We start from the raw sequence: 257 nt of genomic DNA on the forward strand, positions 1-257 counted from the left end.
CTGCCCGAGGATGTCGATACGCTCCATCATGATGCCTTTGTGCATGCGGATCGGCTTGAGCCCGGTCGGCTCGCCGATCACCGCCGCGCGGCCCAGCGGTTGCCCGGCCTCGGCCAGCGCGCGGGCGCCGGACATCGAGCTTTCTTCGTCGCAGGTGGCGAGAATCAGCAGCGGTTGTTTGAACGGTTGCTCGAGCAGCGGCTGCACGGCTTCGATGATCAGCGCGAAGAAGCCCTTCATGTCACAACTGCCCAGCC

At 65.4% G+C, this 257-nt stretch carries 1 protein-coding gene; it reads right to left on the bottom strand.

Translation table 11 applies throughout. The features are described from left to right. Positions 1 to 257, bottom strand: a 257-nt coding sequence (locus BK660_RS32335; protein WP_123436483.1) for a M20/M25/M40 family metallo-hydrolase, incomplete at both ends; no start/stop codon positions are given.

Source organism: Pseudomonas brassicacearum, assembly GCF_003732265.1.
GTDB classification, from domain to species: Bacteria; Pseudomonadota; Gammaproteobacteria; order Pseudomonadales; family Pseudomonadaceae; genus Aquipseudomonas; species Aquipseudomonas brassicacearum_D.